At 68.6% G+C, this 17,444-nt stretch carries 15 protein-coding genes and 6 pseudogenes; 8 read left to right on the top strand and 13 right to left on the bottom strand.

All coding sequences use genetic code 11. The features are described from left to right. Positions 1-11: 11 nt before the first annotated feature. On the bottom strand, positions 12-803 hold the full coding sequence (locus tag ABZZ04_RS23885) for a cyclase family protein (protein ID WP_356934227.1): 792 nt from the start codon (positions 801-803) through the stop codon (positions 12-14). A 141-nt stretch (positions 804-944) separates the two neighbouring features. Between ABZZ04_RS23885 and ABZZ04_RS23880 the strand changes: the two genes are divergently transcribed. From ABZZ04_RS23880 to ABZZ04_RS23870, 3 genes and pseudogenes are all read left to right on the top strand, one after another. Beyond that, positions 945-1,553 (top strand): TetR/AcrR family transcriptional regulator, encoded by a 609-nt coding sequence (locus ABZZ04_RS23880; RefSeq protein WP_356934226.1) that lies wholly within the window; start codon positions 945-947, stop codon positions 1,551-1,553. A gap of 231 nt (positions 1,554-1,784) precedes the next feature. Further along, positions 1,785-2,959 (top strand): annotated as a pseudogene (locus ABZZ04_RS23875) (IS256 family transposase). 6 nt (positions 2,960-2,965) lie between these two features. Beyond that, positions 2,966-3,121 (top strand): annotated as a pseudogene (locus tag ABZZ04_RS23870) (transposase); the annotation flags it as partial. Here the strand turns inward: ABZZ04_RS23870 and ABZZ04_RS23865 are convergent. The 9 genes and pseudogenes from ABZZ04_RS23865 to ABZZ04_RS23825 all read right to left on the bottom strand — a co-directional run bounded on the left by ABZZ04_RS23865 (position 3,118) and on the right by ABZZ04_RS23825 (position 8,892). Next, positions 3,118-3,438 carry a hypothetical protein gene (locus ABZZ04_RS23865; RefSeq protein ID WP_356934225.1) on the bottom strand — a complete coding sequence of 107 codons (321 nt, stop codon included), beginning with the start codon at positions 3,436-3,438 and terminating at the stop codon, positions 3,118-3,120. The pseudogene ABZZ04_RS23870 and the gene ABZZ04_RS23865 overlap by 4 nt on opposite strands. A 451-nt stretch (positions 3,439-3,889) precedes the next feature. Further along, the gene (locus ABZZ04_RS23860; RefSeq protein ID WP_356934224.1) at positions 3,890-4,321 is read right to left on the bottom strand and encodes a DUF4259 domain-containing protein; all 432 of its coding nucleotides are present in this window, start codon (positions 4,319-4,321) and stop codon (positions 3,890-3,892) included. Positions 4,322-4,378: 57 nt separating this feature from the next. Beyond that, a pseudogene (locus tag ABZZ04_RS23855) lies at positions 4,379-4,546 on the bottom strand (ISL3 family transposase); the annotation flags it as partial. A gap of 110 nt (positions 4,547-4,656) precedes the next feature. Continuing rightward, positions 4,657-5,073: a hypothetical protein gene (locus tag ABZZ04_RS23850; protein WP_356934223.1), complete on the bottom strand. Its 417-nt coding sequence runs from the start codon at positions 5,071-5,073 to the stop codon at positions 4,657-4,659. A 162-nt stretch (positions 5,074-5,235) separates the two neighbouring features. Then, entirely contained in the window at positions 5,236-5,535 is a 300-nt protein-coding gene (locus tag ABZZ04_RS23845; protein ID WP_356934222.1) for a transposase, read from the bottom strand. Positions 5,536-5,816: 281 nt separating this feature from the next. Continuing rightward, complete coding sequence (locus tag ABZZ04_RS23840) at positions 5,817-6,587, bottom strand: prealbumin-like fold domain-containing protein (RefSeq protein ID WP_356934221.1); 771 nt, start codon at positions 6,585-6,587, stop codon at positions 5,817-5,819. A gap of 702 nt (positions 6,588-7,289) precedes the next feature. Then, the gene (locus tag ABZZ04_RS23835; protein ID WP_356934220.1) at positions 7,290-7,742 is read right to left on the bottom strand and encodes a hypothetical protein; all 453 of its coding nucleotides are present in this window, start codon (positions 7,740-7,742) and stop codon (positions 7,290-7,292) included. A gap of 217 nt (positions 7,743-7,959) precedes the next feature. Continuing rightward, positions 7,960-8,628: pseudogene (locus ABZZ04_RS23830) on the bottom strand (IS6 family transposase). Positions 8,629-8,724: 96 nt separating this feature from the next. Next, positions 8,725-8,892, bottom strand: a complete 168-nt coding sequence (locus ABZZ04_RS23825; protein WP_356934219.1) for a hypothetical protein — start codon at positions 8,890-8,892, stop codon at positions 8,725-8,727. A 97-nt stretch (positions 8,893-8,989) separates the two neighbouring features. On the opposite strand from ABZZ04_RS23825, the gene ABZZ04_RS23820 reads away from it, so the two are divergent. Further along, a complete protein-coding gene (locus ABZZ04_RS23820; RefSeq protein WP_356934218.1) occupies positions 8,990-10,054 on the top strand; it encodes a 2,3-butanediol dehydrogenase in 1,065 nt (354 codons plus the stop codon). Positions 10,055-10,991: 937 nt separating this feature from the next. Here ABZZ04_RS23820 and ABZZ04_RS23815 read toward each other — a convergent pair. Beyond that, positions 10,992-11,507: a hypothetical protein gene (locus ABZZ04_RS23815; RefSeq protein ID WP_356934217.1), complete on the bottom strand. Its 516-nt coding sequence runs from the start codon at positions 11,505-11,507 to the stop codon at positions 10,992-10,994. Between ABZZ04_RS23815 and crr the strand changes: the two genes are divergently transcribed. Next, a complete protein-coding gene (crr, locus tag ABZZ04_RS23810) occupies positions 11,506-11,997 on the top strand; it encodes a PTS glucose transporter subunit IIA (RefSeq protein WP_356934216.1) in 492 nt (163 codons plus the stop codon). The genes ABZZ04_RS23815 and crr overlap by 2 nt on opposite strands. Before the next feature lie 64 nt (positions 11,998-12,061). Here the strand turns inward: crr and ABZZ04_RS23805 are convergent, their stop codons facing one another. Further along, positions 12,062-13,393 (bottom strand): MFS transporter, encoded by a 1,332-nt coding sequence (locus tag ABZZ04_RS23805; RefSeq protein WP_356934215.1) that lies wholly within the window; start codon positions 13,391-13,393, stop codon positions 12,062-12,064. Next, a complete protein-coding gene (locus tag ABZZ04_RS23800) occupies positions 13,390-13,878 on the bottom strand; it encodes a MarR family transcriptional regulator (RefSeq protein ID WP_356934214.1) in 489 nt (162 codons plus the stop codon). Before ABZZ04_RS23800 ends, ABZZ04_RS23805 begins: the two co-directional genes overlap by 4 nt. Positions 13,879-13,996: 118 nt before the next feature. Here ABZZ04_RS23800 and ABZZ04_RS23795 point away from each other — a divergent pair. The 3 genes and pseudogenes from ABZZ04_RS23795 to ABZZ04_RS23785 all read left to right on the top strand — a co-directional run. After that, positions 13,997-15,121: pseudogene (locus ABZZ04_RS23795) on the top strand (IS630 family transposase). Between the two features lie 54 nt (positions 15,122-15,175). Then, entirely contained in the window at positions 15,176-16,039 is an 864-nt protein-coding gene (vph, locus tag ABZZ04_RS23790; protein ID WP_356934213.1) for a viomycin phosphotransferase, read from the top strand. Between the two features lie 763 nt (positions 16,040-16,802). Next, positions 16,803-17,396 (top strand): annotated as a pseudogene (locus ABZZ04_RS23785) (IS6 family transposase); the annotation flags it as partial. Positions 17,397-17,444 lie beyond the last annotated feature (48 nt).

Here is a 17,444-nt window from a genome sequence, read left to right as displayed (position 1 = left end):
AGCAGGGGGCGTCAGACGAAGGCCACGACGCGGGCCGGAGCGGCGCTCGCGCGGGCGATCTTGATCGGGAAGAACGCCACCCGGAACCCCGACGGGGGCAGCGCGGCGAGGTTCGTCAGCTGCTGGACGATGAAGACCTCCCGCTCGCGGCCGGCCCGGTGGCCGTCCCACAGCACGGAGTTGTCGCCGCTGTCGCGGAACTTGCGCGCCATCACGGAGAAGCTCAGGTCCCAGCCCGCGGCATCGGTGCCCAGGACCTTCGCCCCGAGATCGGCCAGGAACAGCGTCGACTCGCGGCTCATGCCCGGGTAGCGGAAGAACTCGGGGTCGGACAGCCCGTACCGCTCCTGGCCGGTGCGCAGCAGGACCGCTCCGCCGGCCGGGACCGGGGCGCCGTTGTCGGCGAGAGCGGACTCCAGCGCCTCGACGGTGATCGGGGCGTCGGGTTCGCACCGGCCGCGCAGGTCCAGCACGAGCGCCTCGCACCACAGCTCGTCCAAGGCGATGTCGGTGATGGTGCGGGCGGGCCTGCCCTCGCAGGTCGAGCCGTAGTGCAGCGGGGCGTCGACGTGGGTGCCGAGGTGGGAGTTGAAGTCGGTGAGCAGTTCCGCCCCCCAGCCCTCGCCGTCGGGCAGGTCCTCGACGCTGCAGTGCATGGCGGCGGCGAACTGCTCTCGGCCCTCGCCCGTCGGGTGCGCGTAGGCCACGGTGGGCGCGACCACCGGAGCCAGCGGACGCAACTGTTCGGGAAGCAGCTCGCGGTCGGCGGGGTCCAGTGTCCTCGTGAGGTCGATCAGTTCCATGACGAGTCCTCCTCAGTTATTGGACGCCCAGCATAGAACTGGACATGCATCATAGACAAGGGTTCGCCGGCCCCGGCGCCGACCGGTCGGCGTGACAGAATCGGCCGCGTCAAGCCGCCACAACATTGGGGAGGACACCACGTGGGTGCGACCCGCAAGCAGGAGATCTCCGCCGAGACCCGGCGTCGGCTGGTGGCCGCCGCGTGGGAACTCGCCGCCGAGGGCGGGGCCGCCGCCGCGTCCGTCCAGGCCGTGGCGGAGCGCTCCGGCATCAGCCGGGGCTCCGTGGCCTGGCACTTCGGCTCGAAGGACGGGCTGCTGAAGGCGGTGATCGAGGAAGCCTTCCGGTGGGGTGCTGACTTCATGCGCGAACGCCTGGCCTCCGCCGGGCCGGACGCCGGAATCGAGGCGCTGATCGAGGCGAACTTCGCCCTGATGTCCCGGCCCGAGGCGCACATCTTCTCGACGCTCCTGATCGAAGCGGTGAGCCGCGAGTCCGCCCTGCGCACGACGTACGCCGAGGAGTACGCCAAGATCCGCGCCCTGTACGCCAACCACCTGCGCACGACCGGCGCGCACATCACCGACCCGGAGGCCACAGCGACGGCACTGCTCGGCGGCACCCTGGGCATCAACATCCAGCACCGCCTGGACCCGGCCCTGGACCGCCGACGGGCCGTGACCGCGATGACGGGCATCTATACCGACGCGCTGGCCGGCACCAGACCTGACGCCCCGTCCGGCACCTGATGGTTCGGGACGCAGCGGGCGGTACCTTTTGCCGGTGTGGACAGGCGTCGGCCGGCTTCGCGGAAGACGATTTCGGCGAGGGCGCTACAACCGTCGTTCTCGGGCAGGGCGGCGCAGCGGGCGGCTCTCTCGGGCAGAGCGGTGTGCCGTCCTCGCGATATCGCATCGGGTGAGACCCGCCGTATACGTGCCGAGGCCGTCGAGCCGTCTGAGGCGGCGCCGGTAAAGTCCGTGGACGACCGGCTGATTGACGAGCTGGTGGGTCGGGCTCAGGCCGAGGCCTCCAGCTGACCGGCGAGGGAGGGCTGCTCCAGCAGCCGACCAAGCGGCTCCTGGAGTCCGCTCTCGAGAGCGAGATCACCGACCATCTCGGCTATGGCAAGCACGACCCGGCCGGGAAGAACGGCGGCAACTCACGTAACGGCACCCGTGCCAAGACCGTGCTCACCGACGTCGGCCCGGTCGAAATAGCCGTTCCACGCGACCGGGAGGGCAGCTTCGAGCCGAGGATCGTCAAGAAGCGACAGAAGCGCCTGACCGGCGCCGACGTCCCGCCAGACGATCTCCACAATCACCGACAAGGTCCTCGAGGGCATGGCCGAGTGGCAGAACCAGCCATTCGACGCCGTCTATCCAGTGCTCTTCATCGACGCGATCCACGTGAAGATCCGCGACGGCGCCGTGGCGAACCGGCCCGTCCACGTGGCCCTGGCCGTCACCGCGGACGGCCGGCGCGACGTCCTCGGGCTGTGGGCCGGCGACGGCGGTGAGGGGCCAACCACTGGATGCACATGCTCACCGAGATCAAGAACCGTGGCGTGAACGATGCCCTCATGCTCGTCTGCGACGGCCTCAAGGGCCTGCCCAACGCCGTCGGGACCATCTGGCCCCGCACCACCGTCCAGACCTGTGTGGTCCATCTGCTGCGGAACTCCTTCCGCTATGCCGCCCGCCAGGACTGGGGCAAAATCGCCGAGTTCCTCAAGCCGGTCCACACCGCGGCGACCGAGGAGTCGGCATCCGAGCGGTTCGCCGAGTTCGCCGACGCCTGGGGTCGGAAGTATCCGGCGATCGTGCAGCTCTGGGAGAACGTGTGGGAGGAGTTCACCCCGTTCCTGCGCTCTGGCACCGCGATCCGACGCATCGTCTGCACAGGCAACGCGATCGAGTCCGTCAATGCCAGGATCCGGCGGGCGGTCAAGGCCCGCTGCCACTTCCCCGACGAGCAGGCCGCGTTGAAGTACGTCCGCACGGCGATCATGTCGCTCGACCCCACCGGCAAGGGCCGAGCTCGCTGGGCCATGTGCTGGAAGACCACGCTGAACGCCTTCGATACCACCTTCGACGGCTGCCTCTCCGCAGCCTGTCAGCAATACTCAACAAGCCGGGTTACACCGAACGTTTGACAGACCCTCCGCAGAGGGTTCAGAAACCTGCGGGCGAAGGCCGGCACCCCAGTCAATACACCGAAACCAACGCGGCCCGAGCCAGGCAGGCCACCGGGCTCGAAGAACCGCCGCCCCGCCCACCGACAGGGAACGAAACCCAGACGCGTCAGTCCTGACTAACGCGACAGTGCAGCAGACGGATCTCGCCCGTCCAGCGCATCAATCCATGTGACTACAGACCGAGACAGATCAACGCCCAGCAAAAACACCGTCTCCTTTTCACGCTCCAGCTCGATGACCCACGGCGATGGAGTCCCCTCTGGAGCCGTCAGCACGTAGCTGCGGCAGATTCCATGAACGGGAAGGCTCGAGATCGAGTCCGCGATCGGGTCTCCCGGATGTGAGTCCCGCAGCAGGGCTGCTATCTCGCCAGCAAGATCAGGGCAGACATCAGCCAGACGCAACGGACTCTTCTCGGGACTCTTGCGGGACTCCATGCCCCGAAGCATGTCAGGTCCCTCAGCCCCCTGCCCGACCGAAGCAGCAGTACGCACCTTGAACGACAAGCTTGTCGCAGAGAAGCTGCTTGGGCACCGAAGGTCTGGCAAGCCCCGGCCGAGGGACAGCGCGAGCGCCTGGAGGCCGTCGGCGCCATCCCGCTCCCTGTGACCGTACTCCCGGAGGCCCCGACCCGAGCCCCGGCTGAGCCGGGCATGCCCATCGGGTCGTCCACAGCACCCGTGAGCGTCTTCGAACGAGACGTTGCCGCCCCCTGGCGCAGTAAAGCCCGCACGGACTCCCTGACTTATCCCCAGGGCCCGCATGGAGACACTGCCGGACGGCACGGAGGTCGAGCTCGGAGTGTTCCTCAGCAACGCCAAGACCCGACGCGTGGCTTTATCGAGCAGTAGTGGTTCCGGCTCAGCTTTCGTGCCGAGTGACGCTCCGTCATGGCTGGACGCAGAAGAGAGCGATGGAAGCGGGTGGCGGGGCAAGCACTGCACGAAGGCTGGTGAGTACGGCTCGCCACTGCTTCCAGTCCTCTGGGTCGACCCGGTTCGAGGCCAGCCCGTCCTCGTCGCTGGCGATGCGGGCGAGAGCTTCGTCGGCGAGTGCCCGGAGGTCGGAAGGGAACACGGGCATAGGTGCTTCCGGGCCGTAGGACATGTCGACGAGTTCGCCTCCCGGACATTGCGCCGCGATGAGTGCAGCGGCGGCCACCGCCTCTTCTGCTTCCGTGAGATAGCCGGTGGCGTCGATCGTCCGGATGAGGACGCCTCGGATCAGGGCTTCTCGCGCCTCGGGCTCGGCGTCGTCGAGAGCGTTGGCGAAGTCCGCTGCTGTGTCGTTGTCAAAGGGACCGGTATCCCAAGTGCCCATGCTGATCTCCCTTGCGCAAGGTCGCCCGGATCCTCGCATCAGGGACTGACAACATGACTACGGGGCGAGCAGGACCCGTTTACGCAGGAGGCCGAATCCTGCGCGGCCGAACATCTGGCGCTTGAGCATCCTGATCCGATCGACGTGGCCTTCGACGGCTCCGGAGTTCCAAGGCAGAATCAGACCGGCAATGACCGCGTCGCGGTCCCGGTCGATACCTGCCGCGAGAGTGTGGAGGCTGGGAAGGTCGTCATGGCTGACGGCGTCGAGCCACTGCGGGATTCGTTGGCCCTGGCGCTCGGTGAGCATGTGGGCGAAGGACCGGGCGTGACCGGTCAGGGCATCGGGTCCGGACAGTTGGCCAGGACGGCCTTGAGCCGGAGCTGTTCGGTCTCGGTCAGCGTCTCGGGTCGGCTGAGGAGCCGTCCCGTCACCACGCGGAGTGCCGGTGGTTGCGCGGTCACCGGCCATGGCGAGGTGCACTTCTCTCGCAGGTGGGCGCCGGCCCGGCCGTAGCTGCCTCGATAGCCCGAGGGAACGTTCTCCTCCCAGAGCTTCCAGGCGTTGGTGCAGCCCTCGTCCCAGCGTTCGTCCAGGTAGGGCTTGTGCTCGTCGAGGACGGAGGTCCTGTTGTGCTGCCACTGGCTGCGAAAGAGGTCTTCAGGCTTCGCCGCGTCGGTGAGGCTCTTGACGGTGCGGTGGGTCATGTTCGGCTGGCGCCCGATGGAACGGCGGCTGTGGTCGGCTTCCAACAGCGCACGGACCGTGGCGTGCCTGGCTCGGGCGCGATTGGCGAACCGCTAGCTCCGCAAGGCGAGCCCGCCTTCTCCTCGGGCGGCGCCGGTGGTTCGGCCTTCGCCTCACGATCGGGGGACAGAACGCGAAGGCACTGGCGGTGGCGGGCGGCAGCCCGCTCAGTGGCCTCCCCCGGGGTTGCGCCACAAATGCCGGCGGCCGGCGACCTGCGTCACCTGGGGTGCCCCGGCAGCGGCGCCTTCCGCGAAGAACGGCGCGCGGTCCCGGCAGACGGCCTCGATCCCTGGCCGCCGGGCGAGCCAGGTGGCCAGGCTCGATGCTTCTCGACCAGGCAGGAGATCAATCGGCCGGCGGGTTTCGACGTCCACCAGAACAGCGCCGTAATGGCGGCCCTTGCGCGTGGCGTATTCATCGACGCCGACCACCCACGGCTTCGGTACCTCCGGCTCGGGCAGCACAGCGCCTTCAGCCGGAGCGCAACGACTTCCATGGACCGGGCTGTCGGCCTAGCGGCACTGACCACCATCCATTTTCGGGCGACTTCGCACACTGTCCGGAGACGCTCAGCCGTCGCTCGCCATGGCCACTGCATGAAAGCTGAGCCAGAACCCCAGGAGATGCACGAAGCCACGCTCAGAACACCACCGATGATCGTGCCGCTCCGGGCGGGGACGGGGCCGCCGGCCGACGCGCTCGCCGCAAGGCCCCGGTGCTGCGGCCGCGGGCGAGCCGACTCGGGTCACTTGCAGTTCTTGCAGGGCTCACCGCGGGTGTTGCTGATGGCGGTGGTGAGGTCGGGGTTCTGCCCGGTCAGTTCGAACGGGCCGCTGACGCGGTTCTCGGGCAGTCGGTAGCCCTCGGGGACGGCGGTCTCCTCCAGGTAGTAGGTACCAAGCTCCAGGGCGTCGAAAGTGCACAGGCCCTGCTCGTCGGTGGCGCAGGCACTGCCGACCTTGGTGTCGGGGTCGGTGCCAGTGGTCTGGAGTCCGTCGATGTTGTTGGTCTCCTGCCACACCTGGAAAACGGCACCTGGCAGTGGCTTCCCGTTCGTCCTGTCGGTCTTCTCGACAGTCAGCCGGCCGGTGGCGCAGGGCTTCCACTCAAAGGTAGCCAGGCCGTCGCCCTGGCGGGCGCCGGTGAGGAAGGCGGACCCTGCGGGGCCGGTGCTGGATCCTCCGCCTCCGCCGGCCCCGCTGTTGCGGTCGGTGGGAGAGGCGGCGCCTCCGCCGCCTCCGGTGGCGCCTCCACCGCCTGCGCCGCCGTGCGGGTCGCGGATGCTGTCGCCGCCGCGACCACCGACCGGCCCGGTTGCCGGGGAACCGTTCTCGCCGTTCGGGTCTGCGGTCGAGGTGTTGATTCCGCCCTGGCCCCCTTCCCCGCCCGGGCGTCCCGGCTTGCCCTCGTCGACCCCGGCCAGCCCGGTGCCAGGCTCACCGGTTTGTCCGCCGTCCCCGCCACCGATGGCCGAGGAGAAGAAGGACGCGCCTCCGCCGCCGCCTCCCCCCGCCACGATCAGCGGGGTCGGCCCTGCGCTGATGACGGTCCGCCCCCGCCGCCTGCGGTGATACCACTGATCTGACCCCCGACCCGGTAGGCGCCGCCGGTTCCGCCGCCGCCGTATCCGCCTTCGGCAGCCGCGTCGGGGTCATCCCCGTCATGACCCGCGCCCCCGACATCGACGGTGAGAACCTGACCGGCCATGACAGCCAGCGATGCGGACACCTCTGCTCCGCTGCCGCCCGGCACCCCGTACTGACCGGTTCCTCCGGCTGCGCCGTACGCCGCAACGGACAGCGAGCAGACTCCCGCGGGGACGGTGAACTGCTGGGGAGCCCCGGTGAAGGCGAAGGTCTGCGAACCTGTTTGCTCCGCTCCTGGCATACCGGCAGCGGACACTGGGGCCGCAGCAGCGAACAACACTGCGGCGGAGGCCGTGATCGCCACGCCCACGATGTGTCTCTGTGCAAGTCTCATGCCGGCAACATATGCATACATTCCAGACGCTTGTGCGATACAGAAGCCGTTGGGCCGGCCATGCAACCTGAATGGTCGTACCACCTCACCGGGCCCGTAGGGCGGCCTGGCCGGGCTCGGAGTACCGGATCGGCTCACCTTCACGGAAGCCGGACAGCAGGATGACCGGGGCCCGGTCGAGCGTGCGCCCCCGCGCTGTCCGAACCCACCGCCGACTGCGCCGACCCGGATCCTCCGGTCAGGCGGTTGCCTCGACAGGCCGCGTGCCGAGGGCCTCGTAGATGGTCTCCGTCGCTGTGCCACGTTGGACGATCACATGGTCGCTGCCCGCCGCATGGGCGTTGCGCAGGGGTTCGATCTTCAACAGGTGAGCCGCCCGCTCCTCCTGGGTGGGTTCCATCCACGTCACGACGTCGCGGGCGGTGTCGCCGGTCGGATCGATGACCGTAATGCCGACTGGCTGGTAGGCCCGGCACGCTACGACGACGAGATTCTCGCCATGGATCGTGAACGGCAGTACGTCGATTCCGCCGAAGATCATGGCGGACTGGAGGAGATCTCCGACCGCTGCGCCGAGCCCGGCCGATCGGGCTCTTCCATCCGAGAGGTTCGGGAAGGAGTAATCGGCAGCGATTGCACGCCGCTTCTGCGGCCCGTAATTGTGGGCGTCGAAGGCGGTGAGGTCGCACATCCGGCCCTGCCGGTCGGCCGTCCGGTGGGCGCGGGCCGCCGGGGAGCGGGTCGTACAGCGCCCGGTCCCCTGTACACCGCCCCGGTTCGGCGGACAGGGCGGAGCCGAGCGGGCGGGCCGTCGGCGGGCAGCGGCACGGCGCGGTGTCGGGGCGGCGCCGTCACGTTGTTGAGTGTGTGAATGTCGGGTGTGGTAGGGCCGGGTTCCGGTCCTGTGCTCAGGCCACGGTGGGCAGGGCGGTGGCGCCGGTGACCTGGCCCCAGATGGTGAAACGGATGGTCATCTCGGCGTGGTAGTGGGCTGCGGTCATCAGGTGTCGGCAGGGCCGGAAGTGGGGTGAGATGCCGCTGAACGCGGCCGGGAACCGCTGGGCTCCGCCGACGTTGCGGAAGCCTTTCATGACGCGTTCGCGCTGCCGGGTCGGCCGGTGGGATTTGTCGGCCCGGTTGTTCAGGCCCTTGCGGGAACGGTGCTCGATCGAGGGCATGACCTCACGGTGGGTGCGTGGCAGGAGCGGAGTTTGTCCGTGATGGTCACCCACGGCACGGCCCCGATTCCTTTGCGGAGCCTGCGGGAGAAGCGCCCGGCCGCGGCCTTGCCCCTTCGGCCCTGGACCAGGGTGTCGAGCACGGTGCCGTCAACGTCGACGGCCCGCCACAGGTACTTCCGCTCCCCGTTGGTCTTCACGAACACCTCGTCCGGATGCCATTCCCCCCGGCCACGGCCGGCGGCTGCGCAGTCCGTTCGCATGGGCCTGCCCGAACTTCGTACACCAGCGGCGGACCGTCTCGTGGGGGACGATCACATCGCGCTGGAGCATCAGCTCCTCCACCCCACGGAACGACAGCGGGAAGCGGAAGTACAGCCACACACAATGGGAGATCACCTCGACCGGGTACCGGCGTCCCCTGCGCTACGGCGGCGCTGACGACACGGGCGAACCCCTCCCCGGCACGACCGACTCCAAGATCATCCCACCCGGTCAGCCAACGTGACGGTGCCACGTCAAGGCCGAGGCGCACTCCTGGAAGCTGCGGGCGGCACCGTTGGCCAGGGCCATGACCTCGGGCCTCGAAGGCCCGCCGCCCTCCAGGGCCGGCCCCGTCCGGGCCCAGAACAGCTCGCACGCCGCCGCCTTCGCCTTCTTCACCGGCACGGAGTGTGCTGCGTGGGGTACCCACCTCACTTTTCGGCAAGGGATCGGGCATAAGGTGTGAACGGAACATCGAAGAAGGAGTCGACTCAAAATGAAGGCTGCACGCTACTACGACCGTGGTGACATCCGCATCGAGGACATCCCGGAGCCCGCTCTCCGGCCGGGGGCGGTGGGCATCGATGTCGCGTTCTGCGGGATCTGCGGCACCGACCTGCACGAGTACCTCGACGGACCGATCTTCGTCCCGCCGGCCGGTCACCCGCACCCGGTGTCGGGCGAGTCCGCCCCCGTGACGCTCGGCCACGAGATGTCCGGCGTCGTGTACGCGGTCGGCGAAGGCGTCGAGGACCTGAAGCCGGGCGACCGCGTCGTCGTCGAGCCCTACATCCTGCGCCCCGAGGTCGACACCAGCGAGAACAACCCGACCTACCACATCTCGCCCGACATGAACTTCATCGGGCTGGGCGGCCGCGGCGGCGGGCTTGCGGAGAAGATCGTCGTCGAGCGTCGTTGGGTCCACCCGGTCGGAGACATCCCGCTGGACCAGGCGGCCCTCATTGAGCCGCTGTCGGTGGGATACCACGCGTTCGAGCGTTCGGGCGCCAAGGCGGGCGATTTCGCCCTCGTCGGCGGCGCCGGCCCCATCGGGCTGCTCACCTGTGCGGTGCTCAAGGCGATGGGCGTCGAGGTCGCGGTTTCCGAGCTCAGCTCGCTGCGGCGGCAGAAGGCGCTGGACGCCCAGGTCGCCGACCACGTCATCGACCCCGCCGTCACCAACGTCGCAGAGGAGGTGCGACGCCTCACTGGCGGCAAGGGCGCGGACGTCGCGTTCGAGGCCACGTCCGTCAACGTCGTACTCGACACGCTGTTCGACGCGGTCAAGCCTGGCGGCGTCATCACCGTCATCTCGATCTGGGGCAAGCCGGCATCGATCGACATGCAGAAGCTCGTCCTCAAGGAGGTCGACCTGCGCGGCACGATCGCCTACGTCAACTCCCACCCGCAGACCATCAAGCTGGTGCAGGAGGGGCGCATCGATCTGTCGCCGTTCATCACCAAGACCATCGGCCTGGACGACCTCGTCAGCGAGGGCTTCGAGACCCTCATCCACCACAACGAAACGGCCGTCAAGATCCTGGTGGACCCGCGGCACTGACACACCGTCGGCCCCGGCCACGGGTGACCGGGCTCGTTCGTCCCCGCTTGCAGCGAGCGCAACTGCGGCAGGGCGGCTCTCCGGCACGCCGGTTTGCCGTGGGGGGATCACCGAGAGACACCTTCCAGCCGGTACTCCTGGCCGGCGCCGGACCGGTTCCGAGCCTGCCGCTTCCCCCACGGCGTCGGCCAGGTGCACGCCCAGCCGGGCCGCGGGCCTCATGCGCAGGCAGCCGCGCACCTGCGGCTCGGGCACTCCGAGCTCCTCGCCTGCGAGGACGGCGTCGGACTGGTGCGAGTCGGCTGGTGTCCCGCCCGGTCAGGCGGGGGCTTCGGCTCTTGCTCGTTGCCCCGGCCCGGTGGATGTACACCTTTCCGGCACCCGGGTCCGTACGGAAGAGCGCGTCCTGTGCCGGTCGGACGTTCTTGCGTACGCGTTCCTGCCCCCATGACGCGTTTGACGGCCTGAGCCCCGGGGCGCTCGCCTCCACCCTGCGCTACCTGCACCAGCGGGCGGTTCCCCCGCTGCCTGGTCGGCGGCCGTCAGCAGCGGCCACGTCCTGGCCCCCACACCACAGCCCCCCTTTCAGGGAACCACCAGCCGGATCGAAGAAATCATCACCACCTTCAGCAACATCCTCGCCACCACCAGCCGCCCCACCACCCCGCGACGCCGCCATCCCCTGCCGGGCCCGGCAGGGGATGGGGGGCGGGCCGGGAATCCCTACGGAGCGACTCCGTACTTCACGACGGCGTCCGCGCGACTGGGCACGCTCGCTCTGGCGCAATGCGTCCCGGCCGTGGCCGAGTGTCGTCCCCATCCGAGTGATCTGTCCGATGTCTGCTGGGAGTTGATCGAGCCGGTGGACTCCGGGATGAAGCACCGGGAGAAGAAGGTTCCTGAGTGGGTACTCACGCACCGGCCCCGGTCCTGGTCTTCAGGGACATGTACGACCACTCGCCGTTTCCGTTGTGGAAGTACATGAGCTGTGCGCCGTTGCCCCCTCGCCGGTGCTGAGCAGCGTGACGTCGCTCGGGGTATCGCCGAACATCTTCATGCTCATCCGCCATCGCGCAGTCTTCCCCGCCGCGACGACGATTCCCTTCTCGTCGGAGGCGCGCTTCAGGACGGTGCTCTCGTACGGCTGTCCTTCTGTTCCCTGATCTCCGTCGCAGGTCCATCCGCCGGGGGCAGCGTCGAGAGGCGTCAGCGTGAGGTCCGTGAAGCAACTGCCGTCCGGCGCCCACGCCTCCATGTACATGTGCCCTTCGTCCACAGCGTCCTCGGCGCTGCGGTTCTCGAGGCCGATGGTCACTGTGCCTGAGGCGCCCGGCGCAATCAGCGCGGGCTCTCCGGGGGCGTCGACGAGCTCGGGGACTGCCGCGGCGGGTGTCCCCGCCAGGGCCGATGCCGAGCACGCGGTCAGGGCCAGGGTCGTCATTTTCTTGATCATGGCCTGGGCGACAATGTGCCGGTTTGTCGGCCACTTCGGTCGAGCACGTCTCGCGCCCCTGTCAGGCGAGATCGTCAGCATCGAAGACGTCCCGGACGCGACGTTCGCGGAGAGGATCATCGGTGACGGAGTCGCGATCAAGCCGTCAGGCAACCTGCTGGTCGCCCCGGCCGACGGCCCCATCGGAAAGATCTTCGAGACGAACCATGCGTTCTCACCGGAAACCGACAGCGGCGTGGAGCTGTTCGTACACTTCGGCATCGACACGGTGGAGCTGAAGACAGAGGGCTTCAGACGCATCGCCGAGGAGGGACGGCGGGTCAGGGCGGGTGACACCGTCATCGAACTCGACCTGCCGCTGCTGGAGGAGAAGGCCAAGTCGACGCTCACCCCGGTGGTGATCTCGAACATGGATGAGATCACCGAGCTGGTGAAGGAGTCCGGCAATGCCACCGCCGGCTCGACCGTGATCCTCCGCGTCACCGGGTAGCAGTCCTGTCCGGCTTTTCCAAAAGCAAACCCCGCAGTCCGCCTGAACCGATCAAGATCGGACTCTACGAAACTCGGGGCGGCCCACCCTTGCCATGCGCGGCATCAGCCTTCTGTCCAGTTGCTGCCTTGGTGGTCTCAGGGGCAGTCGGCTTCTCGGTAGGAGTTGGCGTGCGGTAGGCGCGCAGGGGGCCGTTGGTCGCGGCCACGGCGGCGATCGCCAGGACGGCGGACAGTCCACCGAAGACGAGCGAGAAGGATGCCGAGGTGGCCGAGGCCAACAGGCCGCCGCGAAAGTTGCCGAGTTCGGGGCCCGCGACGCCGATGACGTGCTCCACCGAAGAGACCCGCCCCCGGTACGCGTCTGGAGTCTCCAACTGGACCAAGGCACCTCGGGTGATGACGGACACGGTGTCTGCGGCGCCCGCAATGGCCAGGCAGGCGAGCGCCAGCCACAACGGTCCCGCCAGGCCGAAACAGGCCAGCGCCAGGCCCCAGACGGCGGCTGCGGACAGCTGGACCAGGCCGCCGCGACGCCACCGTGTGACCGTGCCTGAGAGCAGTCCGGCCGTGATTCCTCCGACCGCGACGGCCGAGAGGAACAGGCCGAGGGTCTGCGGGTTTCCGTCGAAGCGGATCTCGTTGACCAATGGGAAGAGCGCGATGGGCATGGCGAGCAGCGTTGCGGACAGGTCGGTGGCCATCGAGCCCCACAGTGTCGGGCGGCGCAGGATCCGCCAACCGCCCCGCTCCGGACGGCGCTTGCTCCCGGCTGCTGCGGCGCCATCGGGAGGCAGGGCGGGCAGGCGGATCAGCGAGAGTGCCGCGATGGTCGCGGTCACGGCCTGGGTGGCGTACGCGGCAGGAATGTCCCAGCGGGCGATGACCAGCCCGGCCAGCGCGGGGCCGGCCAGCATGGCCGCCTGGAAGGAGACGTTCATCAGCGCGAGGCCGGCCGCGACCTGGTCGCTCGGCAACAGCCGGACGGGGAAGGTACGCCGCGCGGGAGCGCCGAGAGCACTGCAGCTCGTCCCCACGGCGACCAGGGCGAGCAGCAGGATCACGTTGCGGTTACCCGCCACGGCTTGGGCACAGAGCCCTGCGGCAGCCAGCAGACCGCCCACAGTGGTAACCCGCACCACCGTGCGACGGTCGAAGGTGTCGGCCAAGGTGCCGCCGAGCAGCCCGAACAGCACCATCGGCAACCCGGTGGCAAGCCCGATGGCACCGGTGCCCAGCGGGCTGCCGGTCAGATCCCAGACCTGGGCCAGCACCGCCACGGTGGCTATCTGGCCGCCGAGCCGAGAGGCGGAGGTGCCGATCCACAGGTCGCGAAACGGCCGGCTGCCGCGCAGTGGACGGGTGTCGAGGAAGTGGATGCCGCCGTGCCCGCTCATCGCGGCGGCTCGACAAGGTGATCAAGGATTCGCCGGCGCATCGATCGGTGGCCCAGCGCCCGCTGCACTTCCTCGACGACGGTGGTCATCGCGTACGGGATCTCGCTGTCCAGCTCGGCGACCGTGTCGTGGGTGGCACGCCACTCCGCCTCAAGGAACGGCACCAGGGACCGTCCGCGCTCGGTCAGGTCGATCCGCCGGGTGCGGGCGTCAGGCCCCGGCTCGGAGGTGACCAGCCCCTCCTTGCGCATGGCAGCGACGGTCTGGCTGATCGCGGAGTGCGAGCGGCCCAGGGACTTGGCCAGCTCGCGAATGGTCAGAGGCCCGGTGTGAGCGAGCCGGATCAGCGGATAGGCGAACCGGGGGCGCACCCCCTCGATTCCCCGCTCGACGTAGACCTGCTCGATCTCCGCATCCATGGCTGCCAGCAGCTCGTGCAGGGAGTGCCAGGGGTCGGATACCGCTGTGGGATCCAAAAATGTCACAGCGCTAATGTAACAGCGCTTTTATAAATGGCTGATGCTGTGACCGAATAGGTTCGCCGGGTTGGCAGTTGGAGCGGTTGGATGGGCGGTGACGTCCGTTCCGATCGCTGGAGGTGTGGTGGCCGAGCCTGTGCGGGGGCGCAGCCTGACCGACCAAGAAGGGCAGAAACTGCAGCAGATCGCGCGCCGGGGTGGTACCAGGTCGGTGCGCTGCCGCCGGGCGATGGTGCTGCTGGCATCCGCCGGCGGAAACCGCGTACCGGTGATCGCCCAGTCGGTCCGGGCCGACGAAGGCACGGTGCGGGAGGCGGTCCACCGGTTCAACGAGATCGGCCCGGTCTGCCTGGACCCTCAGTGGGCGGGAGGCCGTCCTCGCCTGCTCACCCTTGACGACGAGGACTTCGTCATCCAGGCGGCCACCACCCGCACGACCGAACTCGGCCAGCCCTTCACCCGCTGGTCGATCCACAAGCTCGCCGCCTGTCTGCGCCGCGTGCACGGACGCGTCATCCGGATCGGCCGCGAGGCGTTACGGACGCCTGCTCCGGTGCCGTGGCATCGCTTTCCAGCGCGCCAAGACCTGGAAGGAGTCCCCCGAGTGCGGCGCCGGGCTCGACCGCATCGAGCGGGTGCTGGAGCACTTCCCGGGCCGGGTCTTCGCCTTCGACGAGTCCGGGCCGCTGGGGATCCGGCCCACCGCGGGCTCCTGCTGGGCGAAGCAGGGCAACCCCGACCGCCTTCCGGCGACCTACCACCGCCCCCATGGCGTCACCTGCTTCCACGGCTGCTACTCCGTGGGCGACGACCGTCCGTGGGGCGTCAACCGGCGCAGCAAGGGCACCGCCAACAGCCTGGCCGCGCCGAAGTCGATCCGCGTCGCCCGGCCCGATGGCGCCCCGATCCGCCTCGTCCTGGACAGCTTCTCCGCTCATACCGGCGCGGAAATCCACCGCTGGGCGAAGAAGAACAAGGTCGAGCCGTGCTTTCCCCCCGACCTGCACCTCCTGGGCCAACCCGGTCGAGGCGCACTTCGGTCCGCTGCGGCAGTTCACCCTGGCCAACTCGCGTCACCGCAGCCATCCCGCACAGGCCCGTGCCCTGCACCGCTACCTGCGCTGGCGCAACGCCGACGCCAACGCCCGCCATCCCGACAATCCTGGCCGCTCGCGGTCGAGAACGGGCCCGCATCCGCAGCGAGAAGGGCATTCGCTGGGGAGGACGCCTGCTCGCTGGCGCGGCCTGACAGCATTTTGTGCACATCGCCTCCGCCTCATCGAAGGATCCGAAGGTCACACTCATGAGCATCCGTACGACGCATCGTGCTCTGCTGAGCCGTCTGCTGCCCAACGACAAACCGGACGACCTTGCAGTACGTCAGGGACAATTCCACATCGTGGTCATTGGCTCGGACCGCGTCGTGTGCCTGCCTCGTACCCGGGCAGCGGCTGCCCGGTTGCCCGAGCGGGTGGCCGCCCTACACGCACTCGCCGGCCTCGACCTCGGCTTCCGCACACCTGAGCCCCTGTTCCAGGGCAGCGCCCACGGCGCCGACGAGGTGCCGTTCCTGGTACTCAGTCGCATTCCCGGAGAACCGCTGAAGTCCGACGCACTCAACGATGCCCAAGTGGTCGACACCGTGGCGGCCCAGTACGTCACACTGCTGTCCGCCCTGGCCCTCGTCGGCACCGACGAGACGGTACGAGCGGTTCTCCCCCAGGCAGCGGAAAGCCGGTGGCGGCGGTTCGCGGACAACGTGCGCGCGGAGCTGTTCCAGCTCATGTCCGACAGCGGGCGTCTACGGGCCGAGCGGGAACTCGCAGCACTCGACAGCCTTCCCCATGTCACTCGGGCAGTGGTGCACGGCGACCTCGGTGCCGAAAACGTCCTGTGGGAGTGGACGCACGGCCTGCCGCACCTCTCCGGCGTACTCGACTGGGACGATGTCACACTCGGTGACCCGGCCGAGGACCTCGCAGCCATCGGTGCCGGCTACGGCCGTGAGCTCCTGGAGCGGGTGCTCGCCCTGGGCAGCTGGTCAAACCACGGAATCCTTGCCCGCATCGCCGCGATCCGCGGCACATTCGCCCTGCAGCAAGCCCTCTACGCCATCCGCGACGGCGACGAAGAAGAACTCGCGGACGGCTTGGCCGACTACCGCTGAAGCACACGAGCACATCCGCTTCGTCGAACACTTCACATCAACAGCAACCGGGCGAACCCATTCCGTCACAGCCCTTATCGATCAGAAACACATGGGGTCCACTGAGCTCTTTCAGAGTGGCCGCTGATCGAGTGACGGGCCGGCGGGCCGCGACGCACGAGGCTCCCGTGCCGTTGAGAGAGGTGTTCGACGTCTCAACTCATCAGCACAGGAGCCTCGTTGGTTCCATATCCGCCGCGTTCGTTCAACCTGGGCCGGGGAGAGGACGCCATCCCTCGGCTGACCGAGGCCCCGGCTCTTTCCGAGAGGGTGAACGACCGATGGCTCACGGGCATGACACTCAGTCTGCTCGGCTCCATCCACCACCATGGACGCATCGAAACCGCATTGGACTGCTGAGGACGGCGATTTGGCTGGTCAGGCGTAGGGGGTGTGATCCTGTGGGAGTGGTGGCCTGATGTGCTTGTCGCTCCTGGGGAGCACGGATGCCGTTGGTCGTGGGGTTGCTGAAGCAGCACGGGTTCGTTGCCCGTCGTCGTGTGGACGAACTGCGGGAAGGCCCCGCCTTGCCAGATCTTCTCCGGGTGAAGAAGTTCTCCCACGTCGGGCTCCTGATGTGGTGAGGCTGCCGTCCTGGACGGCAGCGGCTGGGCCTGTGCTGCGCGGGAGGTTCCTGAAGCCCGCCCGGGCCCTGGGTGGTGTCGGACGACGAGGGCAGGACGGTACCGCATCTGCTGTCGTCGGCCGGCCAGGTGATCGTGTCGGCGTGATCGTCTCGTACGAGACGACCCGGCGGTGGTGCGCAGAGTCCGGCCAGATCTATGCCAATGAGTTGCGACGAAACCAGCCACGGCCGGGTGACAAGTGGCACCTGGACGAGGCCTTTGTGAAGACCAACGGCGAGCAGAAGTATCTGTGGCGGGCCGTCGACGCCGACGGTAACGTGCTCGACATCCTTCTCCAGGACCGCCGGAACAACGCTGCGGCCCGGCGCTTCTTCCGCGCACTGCTCAAGAAGATCTGCTCGGTGCCGCGTGTGGTGGTCACCGACAAGCTCCGTTCCTACGCCACGGCCCACCGCGAGGCGACGCCCTCCGCCGAGCACCGTTCCCACAAGGGTCTGAACAATCGGACGGAGAACTCGCACCAGCCCACCCGGCAGCGCGAACGGGCGATGAAGGGCTTCCGCTCCGCCGACGCCGTACAAAGGTTCCTGTCCGCCTTCAGCGCCATCTCACCCCGCTTCAGGCCCCGCCGCCACCTGATGACCTCCGCCCGCTACCGCGCCGAGGCGGCCATCCGCTTCGCGATCTGGGATCAGGTCACCGGCGCGACCACTCTGCCTGCTGCGGCCTGAGCCCGGGCCGGAACCCTGTCCCACCGTCCCCGGCATGCCGTCAGGCAC

This window comes from Streptomyces sp. NPDC006435, from assembly GCF_040612315.1.
In the GTDB taxonomy this organism is placed as follows: Bacteria; Actinomycetota; Actinomycetes; order Streptomycetales; family Streptomycetaceae; genus Streptomyces.
Note: the sequence above shows the minus strand (reverse complement) of the source record. Positions and strands in the feature narration are given on the sequence as shown.

Coding starts and splice junctions, on each gene's coding strand:
- ABZZ04_RS23885 (WP_356934227.1), bottom strand. CDS start 803: ATGGAACTGATCGACCTCACGAGGACACTGGACCCCGCCGACCGCGAG.
- ABZZ04_RS23865 (WP_356934225.1), bottom strand. CDS start 3,438: ATGGAGTCCCGCAAGAGTCCCGAGAAGAGTCCGTTGCGTCTGGCTGAT.
- ABZZ04_RS23860 (WP_356934224.1), bottom strand. CDS start 4,321: ATGGGCACTTGGGATACCGGTCCCTTTGACAACGACACAGCAGCGGAC.
- ABZZ04_RS23835 (WP_356934220.1), bottom strand. CDS start 7,742: ATGTGCGACCTCACCGCCTTCGACGCCCACAATTACGGGCCGCAGAAG.
- ABZZ04_RS23820 (WP_356934218.1), top strand. CDS start 8,990: ATGAAGGCTGCACGCTACTACGACCGTGGTGACATCCGCATCGAGGAC.
- crr (WP_356934216.1), top strand. CDS start 11,506: ATGGCCTGGGCGACAATGTGCCGGTTTGTCGGCCACTTCGGTCGAGCA.
- ABZZ04_RS23815 (WP_356934217.1), bottom strand. CDS start 11,507: ATGATCAAGAAAATGACGACCCTGGCCCTGACCGCGTGCTCGGCATCG.
- ABZZ04_RS23805 (WP_356934215.1), bottom strand. CDS start 13,393: ATGAGCGGGCACGGCGGCATCCACTTCCTCGACACCCGTCCACTGCGC.
- vph (WP_356934213.1), top strand. CDS start 15,176: ATGAGCATCCGTACGACGCATCGTGCTCTGCTGAGCCGTCTGCTGCCC.